Here is an 8,469-nt window from a genome sequence, read left to right on the forward strand (position 1 = left end):
CCGTCTGGCTACTTGCCCTCCTTCAAGAAGTCGGCGAGACGTTCGCCGATCATGATTGTCGTGGCGTTGGTGTTCGCGCGGATGCAGTCGGGCATCACCGATGCGTCTGCCACGCGCAGGCCCTCGACGCCTCGAACGTGCAGGTACTGGTCCACGACGGCCATCGGGTCGGAGTCAGGCCCCATCTTGCAGGTGCCCGAGATGTGATGCGACGTGCCTGAGTTGCGGCGGAGCCAGTCGTTCAGGGTGTCGTCGCTCTCCAACTCGTCGTCAGTGGGCATCACCCGTTCCAGGAAGATTTCTTTGAAACCAGGATCGTCACCGATTCTGACAGCGAGTCGAATTGCCTCCCGCATACGACGGAGATCTTCTTCTTCCTGGTAGTAGTTGTAGTTGAGGAACGGCTGCTGGTGAGGATCGGTTGACTGGAGGGTCAGCTCACCCTGGCCCAACGCCAACTGGAGACTGGCCCCGAGGCCTATGTAGTTGTCGTCGTCGTTGATGTCGATGTGAGCGGGACGGTGCTCACTGGTCATGAGCATCGGGCTGAGCTGCATATCGTTCCGCAGCGGCGACCCCTCCACCGTGTACCTCATTCCTACCTGTATTACCGGCGCCTGGAGGTCCGGTCTCTCTCCAGCGGCCCTGTATATGACTGAGGCACCCGGATGGTCCCGGAGGTTCTTTCCGACACCGGGAAGGTCTTGAACCACTGTGATTCCCAAGCTTTGCAGGTGATCGGCCGGACCGATGCCCGACAGCATCAGCAGCTGCGGAGACGCGATCGCGCCGCTGCTGATGACGATCTGCTCGGCTTCTACTGTAAAGACCTCGTCGCCGCTTTCAGCCTCGATGCCGACAGCCCTGTTGCCGTCGAAGACAATTCGGCGGGCTGTTACGCCTGCCCTGATCGTCAGGTTGAGCCGGTGCCGGGCGAGGTCGAGGTAGTTGAGCGCCATGCTCATTCGGACACCGTTTATCGTGTTCCTGGCACGAGGTGAGACGCCCGTTGACTCCGGGTGGTTCTGGTCTTCGCTGATGGGGTAACCCGCCGTGACACAGGCCTGCTCGAATACACGCGCATACGGCAGCCACTCGCTCCGAGGATAGCGTTTCACTGGGACAGGCCCGTCAGAGCCATGAAAGTCGTCGCCGCCGAAGTCCAGGTCGGTCTCCAACTTGTTGAAGTAGGGGAGACAGTCAACATAGCTCCACTCGTCGTTGCCCCACTCGGCCCAGCGGTCGTAGTCTTCGGGAATGCCCCTGAACAGCACCTGTCCGTTAACAGCGCTGGAGCCGCCTGTAGCCCGTCCACGAGGGACCTGAAGCTCCGGCTGCTCGGGCGTTATTTGTCCGGTGTAGCCCCAGTTGTGAGGCCCGTATGCCGACAGCCACACATTGTTTCCCAGCTTGAGGTCGTCAGGCAGGGCATCGAATTCAGGGTAGTCAGGCCCCGCCTCAAGCAGCAGCACGGACCGGTCAGGGGCCTCAGACAGCCTCGTCGCGATCGCGCATCCTGCCGACCCGGCTCCAACCACGATTACGTCGTACTTCATCATCCCACCTCACATTTTCGCTGCACTTGGAACGGCACAGTTTGCCCTGACGAGATGATACTCCAATAAGCGAACGAGCGCATGAGTACTCTCGACGTAGCAGGGGGCACGGGAAAAAAGAATTGGAGCGGGTGATGGGATTCGAACCCACGACATCCTGCTTGGGAATTAACCCTTGTACTTGTCAGAAGCAGCTGCCCTCTTTGTGGGTCAAATCATACCAGAATTCCGCTTGTCAGGTTCCAACTTGGAAGTGATACAACTGTGTCATTGACAGCCAGTTACCGACCTCAGGGCTGGCTTTGGACCTCCGAAGATCGGGCCGCACGTCCTTCGGCACACCTTCCAAGTTCTGCGGCTCTGCTCTCGCTCAACACCTGAATCAAGAGGGCCTCCTAGTTACGCCATGAGGGGTAGCTGCTTCAACTAGCACAATGTACTTGCGCGTGAGTGTGGCGACAAGAAGCATACGTGGGCAGTAGACAGCGCATTCGCGCCAACTGCCAAGAGCGCAGATGCGCCGTCGCTGAGAGTGCGGCTGGCACTTAACAACTCCCGCGAGAGTGACTAGCATATCGGTCGACACTCAAAGACTCGCTGCTGAGAACATCGGAGGATAGAGGGGCTGCGGTTGCGTACAAGGGAGATTGCAGACAGGTATCTTGAGGAGGCGAGGTATCGGCAGCTCGCGCCTAAGACGGTCGTGGGGTACGGCTGGGCGCTGAAGAAGCTGTCCTCCGCATTTCCCGAGGAGCTCCCCACGCAACCAGGGGCGATCCTATCCTTCATCGGGTCTCAGGAACTTGCACCTACCAGCCGACATGATCTGTGGAGAGCTCTGCGGACCTTCTGGCGCTGGGCTGCGGAGAGGGGGATTGCGGAGAACGTCATGGGAGAGGTTCCCGCCCCAAAGTTGCGACCAACCTTGCCCCGGGCTCTTTCCGAAGGAGAGGTAGAGGATGTCCTGATCGCTGCAACGTCCTGGAGGGACAAGGCCCTTGTCGCAGTCCCACTTGACACCGGGATCCGACTCGGGGAAATAGCCTCGCTGAGATGGAGGAACGTCAGGGACCGCGAGATAGTTGTCTCTGGGAAGACAGGAGAGCGAGTCGTTCCAATATCTCCGAATGTCCGGAGGCTGCTGTCCGGCCTCGGGGACGGGGAGTATGTCTGGGTCGGCAGACGTGGGCCTATGACCTTGTCTGGGATCCAGCTCGCGATCAGGCGTGTCCTGTACAGGGCTGGAGTCAATGGTCGAAAGTCAGGCCCTCACGTACTTCGCCATACGTTCGCGCTGCACTACATTCTGAACGGAGGCGACGTGTTCTCGCTTCAGAGAATCTTGGGTCACAGCAACCTCGCGTCGACCATGATCTACGTTCACATGAGCACAGCGGCCCTCTCGGAGAGGCACGCGCAGTTCTCTCCGCTCTCGGGTCTCCGCCTGGCGGATGCGTGTGCCTGATAGTGCTCGACTTTTCAATTGAAAAGTCGGTGACGAGCGACGTGGACTCACTCCAGGATCGGGTCGAAGAACAGCTCACGGGAAGCCTGGACACCAAGCTGAGCCCGTATAACTCCTGCACTCCCTGGCGTCACCCAGAATGAGTGGTCGACACCTCCGATGGGAGCTACTCCTGCAAGGCAATACTGCCGCAGCGGCCAGTGAAGACAGCGTGGGTGTCGTCGTCGGTCGCAAAGCTGCCCTCCGTTCCCAGCGGTGAGCCCAGAGAGGCTGGGAAGGCGATGATCTCTCTCCAGCCGTACTCCGCAAGGCTCTCAAGGTAGTAATTCGTCCCCCCTGGAACGCAAGGTGCCTGACCCAAATCTGCAGGCAGGTCTCCTGTGGCGATGGTCGGCAGGGTTAGCAGCCTGATTCCAGACGCTCGCGTTCGCGTGGGCGCGGTGATGCCCCTCGTTGTGGTCGATGCACCAGTAGCTGTCCCTACTTGGGCCGCGTAGTGTGTCGCGCTTTCGGGGCTCGACAAGATCATCTGCCACTTGTCCTGGTGGGCTGAAGTCGCCTCGCTCTGACATGGTCGGGCATTGGAAGTCTGCAACGTACTTGTCGCAATCACCCGATACGCCGTGACATCTTCAAGGCGAGCGTCTTCCTTCCTTGCGGTCGAGAACTGGACAGCACTGACCGAGTTGTCGGACCCGACCAGGGACAGGATGACTGCCGAGCTCGTAGACGAGCTGGTGAGTGTGTAGCCGACAGGCTTGACATCTTCTGCGACACCCAATGAGAGCCCGACCGTCACGCCGAGGGTCAGCACGACCAGGGATGCGAATATGAGCATCAGGGCTCGGGATGGCACAGCTACCTCCTTGAGAATGCGTAGATGATGAATCCGACAGCCAGCACTAGCGGGAGTCCGACGGCGATGAAGCTGCGCACAGCGACCGCACTTGAGCCGAAGGGACCGCCCTCAGACAGGAGCTGGGCTACCTCAGAAGTCGAAAGGGCCGCTCCAAGCATTCCGAGGGCAATAAGCAGGATGACAGCGATGACAGGGCCGCTCACTCTACCTCCTCATCCTCGCCAAGCAGGTACTGGAAGATCCCAGCCAGAAAACCAAGACTGACGAGTGCGAATGCGATGGCGAGCAGCGGAGTCTCCGCCAGGAACCAGAAGTACCAGGTGAGCCACAGAGACGCGAGGAAGCCGACTATTCCGAAGACAATCGCCAAGTCGCTCTCCTCAGATCGTACGTATGACATGCCGCCTGAACCAGCCCCGACAGAAAAGCCGGACTGGGTTGAGCAGCCAGCGACGCTCCTTGTAGCAGTCGCATCCCCTGACGTTGCACTTCCCGCCTCCAAAAAAGTCCTGTCTTCGATTCCAGTTGCCAGGCCACAGGTCCTTCATGTCAGCTCCTTCACCCATCCTCGAAGTGCTCTCCTGCGCGACGCCAGCAGACGCTCCCGCACTCATCACAGGTCAAGCCAATCAGTTGCACATTGAATGGTCGCAGCAGTACCGCGACCACATGGACATAGCCTCCCCAGTCCCCAGTATGCTCGGTAGCATTGTGAGGGCAGTAGAGACACTTGAGCTCGCCCATAACCTCAAGCCATGCGCGCCTCTTGCGGTTCTGGGAGAGCCCGACATTCACTGACCGTCGGCCTGCGGCGTGAGGTCGACCGTACCCTCGAATGGAGGCAGCGGCCCACTCCCTATGTCCTCGACTATCGGAGTCGGTTGGGGCTCTGCGGCTGCGGCAGGGTCGTCCTGCCCCCTGGCTGTGACGAACACCAGGGCCAGGACGACGACGCATACCACGATGCCTGTGATGACTCCGGCCGTTGGCACAAGTCCAGGAGTCCAGTTGCCGGTGGACCCGCTCAGCAGGTCTCGGATGTCCCGCTTCTGGGACGTCGTGTGAACGTGTCGGGGAGTCATCGTCCCGTCGATCCACTCCTCGCTGTAGGAGAGCGGTCTGATTTCGCCTTCGGGTGTAACCCTCAGCAGCCAGACAGGCTTAGGCATAGCCCGATAACCGCCGGCGGACCCGAGGCGCATCGAAATCGGGATCTGGATGAACGCAGCGGCTGTCGGGGTCCAGCGCCAGCCCTCCCATCCGAGGATAATCATGTACCCAGCAAGCCACACAACAGAAGCGAGAAGGATTGGCATTCCGAAAAGCCAGGCAGTCCTCACCCCAGCTGTTCCACGCGGAAGCCAACAGCTTGACTCCCGATGCTCGGGGTACAACTCCTCCATCTTCGACTGCGAGGTCTTGATGAGCCGTACCAGATTGGCCCTTGAATCGAGCACCAGGATATTCGCGATGTCTCGATCGAGCCATGCGCGAGTCCAGCTGCCAGGCGGAGCGATGCTGTCCAACAGACCACGTTTCAACCGTCTCGGGTTGTCTATGCCCTTTACAACCCTGTCTGCAAGTGCCATCAGATACCTACTCCAGGGACGCTTATGCTGCTGCCAATGTCTCCAAAGGTCGAAAGGAGCTTGGGTCCGAGGAAGATGAGGGTCAGCCCAGCGACCACCAGCGCGACGATGGCGAGAATCCAGATCAGCCGGTCGAGGAGGTCAGCCCTGGACTGGTCTCGGGAAGCTCCCGCGACAGCCTCCTGCTGGGCTTCGGACTGAATCATTCCCCGCTGGATGTCCGCGACTTGCATCATCCAGTCGTCATCCTTGCCCGCGCTCGTTGGCTTGGAGTCCCTGAGTGTCGTGTCAGTGCTGAGCAGGAGTCCACTGCCGTCAAGGGCAGCTGCTCCATGCGCCTGCGACCAGATGATTGCGCTCGGGTACTCGGAACGGTCGGCCTCAAGCAACGTCTTGGGATCGTCCATGTATGCTGCCCCGTACTGAGACCATACGGTCGGGGAGCGAAGGTCGTCGACAAACCCTCCCTTCTCACCCTTCCCGAGCTTGGTTTCAAGCAGGGCTGGTATGGTGTAGGACCGCTGGGCGTTGACCGTGCGGTAACGCTGGTCTGGGCTCAGAATGAGCACCTGGATATTCTGCTTACCCACCTACCACCTCCTGGCTCGGTCGTACATTCCGCGCACTCCGCGACCCATCGCTCCCATTCCCTCCTGCATCTGTCGTAATGCGCCTGTGGCGATGGTGACGACGTCCTTTGCCCGTTCGCCTCCGATCCCAGTCCCGAGGGCGATGAATGCCAGTATCAGCTCCTCCTCGTCAAGGCGACCTGTTCGCTCCAGCTGGATGTTCGACACCAGGCGCATTATCAGGTCTCGTTCCCGGGCTGTGATGTTCGCTTTGGCAGAGACCTGGTAGAGGTCCCCCGACATGTCGAGCAGCTCTTTGGAAGGGTTGTATGCGTTGTTCTCGTAGATGTGCGCGAGTCCTTCGAGGGACATCGCGCCGCGCCCCTGCTGCCCCGCAGGGTCTTCCTCGTCAGCTTCCTCAGCCTGGTCGACCCTGCCGGTATTGGAGTCAATCGCACTCCCGCCGAGTGCTGGATCCTTCAGAATGTCGTCTGTTTCAGCCATAGAGTCTCAGGTTCTCCATTTCGACCTCGAATCGGGCCTGTTTGGCCGCTGGGGTGTCAAGGTGCTCCATTACTGCGGACGGGAGCTCTACGAATTGCTGACCATCGGACTCGGTCACGACCAGGCGCATCACCCTTGCGGCTTCTGCGAACATCGTCGGGTTGTCACAGTCCAGGTACGTCCCAGCGAATATCTGAAACTCCTCGTATGGGACCTTGTTCCGTCCGTTCATCAGGCTCATGGCGAGCTCCTGAAACTCGCGGTCGCGCTTACGGTCGACAGCAGCCTGTTTCCCCGCGTCCGTGTGGATGTTCTGGACCTTGCTGTCGGTGCTGTAGTAGTTCCATGTGTTCTCAATGCCGAAATCTGTCCTGAATTGGTCGGCTGTCTCGTAAGGAGCGGGCCACTTCATCCCAAACAGCGGTCGGCCGGTCAGAGAGCCGTTCCAGTTCCAGATGGCGGACTTGACCATCGCTATCTCTCGCCACTGACCGTCCAGGCCGCGAACCTTCTTCTTGAAGAGCCTCGGCTGTATCAGGAGGTCAGTCTGGCGCAGGATAGAGCTGGTGAGCTCATGGGGCCACTGTGCAGTACCCAGTAGGTCCATCATGTCCTTGCGCAGCTGTCTCAGTTGCGCCTCGACCGCTACCACCGCCCCCGAGACCGACCGCTTCGAGTTCATAATCTCCGGGAGCTCGTCGATCACTACCGTCGCATTCTGATACCAGCCCGTCTTGTCGTCCTGGATCCGCTCATACATGTCTTCAGCCCACTCATCCGCGTACTGGATGTTGATGTTGGCAAAGACCTTCCAGGGGATCCTCCTGTTGAGGTTCGTGTATTTCATCAGGTAGGCCCAGTGGTTCGCAGTCGCTGATTTACCGTCCCCTCTGTTCCCAGTGAGGATGGCAACCCTCGCCAAAGGGTCTGGCCTGTACCACGCTTCATCCGCAGGTACGATTACAACGTCAGACTCTCGCTCCCGACGCCTTCCGAGCCTGGAGTCCGTAGTTGCCGGTCTGGAGTGACCTATGATATGTGTTGTGCCACTGAGTATTCCCACGCCTTCTATCTAAAAGATGTCTCTATACCATCACAAGCTAACGTAAAAAGACTAATACGCCAGATTCTGGAGGGAGAATCATGCGCGACACACACACAAGGGATTTGACAGCCCGATTAGTGCTCACCTGGCTAAGCCTGACGCAGTTCAAGAGTGCTCGACAGGCGGCTCTGACGCTCAGAGTGTCTGCGCCATCATTCACCAACTGGGTGAAGGGGCTCACAGAGCCCTCCAGGGTCCATCTCGGGAAGATGGCAGGGTACTATGCCGAGGGAGACAACGGCCTGAGCTGGTCAAGGTATCCCGTACAGCAGATGGTGAGCCATGTGGCTGCTGTAGGAGGGATCAATCGTGACCGCGTACTGCAACTGGCGATGTGCAGGGACCCAGAGAGCCCTCACAAGCAGTCCGTCTGGAGGCTCTTCGAGCTCAGTATGTTTGCAAAGTCGGGCTACCCGTTGGACCGTGTACAGTTCATCGACTGGATGATGCGACAGACAAGCCAGTCAGAGCCTCCTCCCATCAGAAGGGTCGGGGCTCTATGGCTTCCCAGAGACCCTCTGCACCTTTCCGGCTGTCCAGCCCCTGGTACGCTGGCAGACAGCTCAGGAGACCCACAGGAGGCCGTTGTGCCTGTCCAGACCAATGGAAATGTTAGTGTCCAATTCCGCACTCCTCCCAAGCGGGTGAGCCTCTACCGTTAGTTTGACATCCTCCAGATTCCGGCCAATCCTGCTGACATACACCCAAATCCCATAAAGGAGGGATGAAATGTCATCAGGAATCAAAGGAATCGTCGGGGCGCTCGTCATCGTCCTGTTCGGCCTACTTCTGACGCCGACCGTGATCGGGCAGGTCAACAGC

General features: G+C 59.2%; 10 protein-coding genes. 2 read left to right on the plus strand and 8 right to left on the minus strand.

What is annotated here, in order from left to right; genetic code table 11:
* Positions 1-8 precede the first annotated feature (8 nt).
* On the minus strand, positions 9-1,556 hold the full coding sequence (gene mftG, locus J4G14_02455) for a mycofactocin system GMC family oxidoreductase MftG (protein ID MCE2456665.1): 1,548 nt from the start codon (positions 1,554-1,556) through the stop codon (positions 9-11).
* A 631-nt stretch (positions 1,557-2,187) separates the two neighbouring features.
* On the opposite strand from mftG, the gene J4G14_02460 reads away from it, so the two are divergent.
* Entirely contained in the window at positions 2,188-3,021 is an 834-nt protein-coding gene (locus J4G14_02460) for a tyrosine-type recombinase/integrase (protein ID MCE2456666.1), read from the plus strand.
* Between the two features lie 166 nt (positions 3,022-3,187).
* On the opposite strand, the gene J4G14_02465 is transcribed toward J4G14_02460, so the two are convergent.
* The 7 genes from J4G14_02465 to J4G14_02495 form a co-directional block, all read right to left on the minus strand.
* Positions 3,188-3,877, minus strand: coding sequence for a hypothetical protein (locus tag J4G14_02465; GenBank protein ID MCE2456667.1), 690 nt, complete (start codon positions 3,875-3,877; stop codon positions 3,188-3,190).
* Positions 3,878-3,879: 2 nt separating this feature from the next.
* A complete protein-coding gene (locus J4G14_02470) occupies positions 3,880-4,083 on the minus strand; it encodes a hypothetical protein (GenBank protein ID MCE2456668.1) in 204 nt (67 codons plus the stop codon).
* Positions 4,080-4,250, minus strand: a complete 171-nt coding sequence (locus J4G14_02475; protein ID MCE2456669.1) for a hypothetical protein — start codon at positions 4,248-4,250, stop codon at positions 4,080-4,082. Before J4G14_02475 ends, J4G14_02470 begins: the two co-directional genes overlap by 4 nt.
* A 421-nt stretch (positions 4,251-4,671) precedes the next feature.
* On the minus strand, positions 4,672-5,469 hold the full coding sequence (locus J4G14_02480) for a hypothetical protein (GenBank protein ID MCE2456670.1): 798 nt from the start codon (positions 5,467-5,469) through the stop codon (positions 4,672-4,674).
* The gene (locus J4G14_02485) at positions 5,469-6,059 is read right to left on the minus strand and encodes a hypothetical protein (GenBank protein ID MCE2456671.1); all 591 of its coding nucleotides are present in this window, start codon (positions 6,057-6,059) and stop codon (positions 5,469-5,471) included. Before J4G14_02485 ends, J4G14_02480 begins: the two co-directional genes overlap by 1 nt.
* Positions 6,060-6,542 carry a hypothetical protein gene (locus J4G14_02490; GenBank protein ID MCE2456672.1) on the minus strand — a complete coding sequence of 161 codons (483 nt, stop codon included), beginning with the start codon at positions 6,540-6,542 and terminating at the stop codon, positions 6,060-6,062.
* The gene (locus J4G14_02495) at positions 6,535-7,389 is read right to left on the minus strand and encodes a hypothetical protein (protein ID MCE2456673.1); all 855 of its coding nucleotides are present in this window, start codon (positions 7,387-7,389) and stop codon (positions 6,535-6,537) included. The genes J4G14_02490 and J4G14_02495 overlap by 8 nt, the downstream gene beginning before the upstream one ends.
* 296 nt (positions 7,390-7,685) lie before the next feature.
* Here J4G14_02495 and J4G14_02500 point away from each other — a divergent pair, with 296 nt between their 5' ends.
* Positions 7,686-8,309: a hypothetical protein gene (locus J4G14_02500; protein MCE2456674.1), complete on the plus strand. Its 624-nt coding sequence runs from the start codon at positions 7,686-7,688 to the stop codon at positions 8,307-8,309.
* The last annotated feature ends 160 nt before the right edge of the window (positions 8,310-8,469 follow it).

The organism is Dehalococcoidia bacterium, from assembly GCA_021295915.1.
Taxonomy (GTDB): domain Bacteria; phylum Chloroflexota; class Dehalococcoidia; order Lucifugimonadales; family UBA1123; genus VXRN01.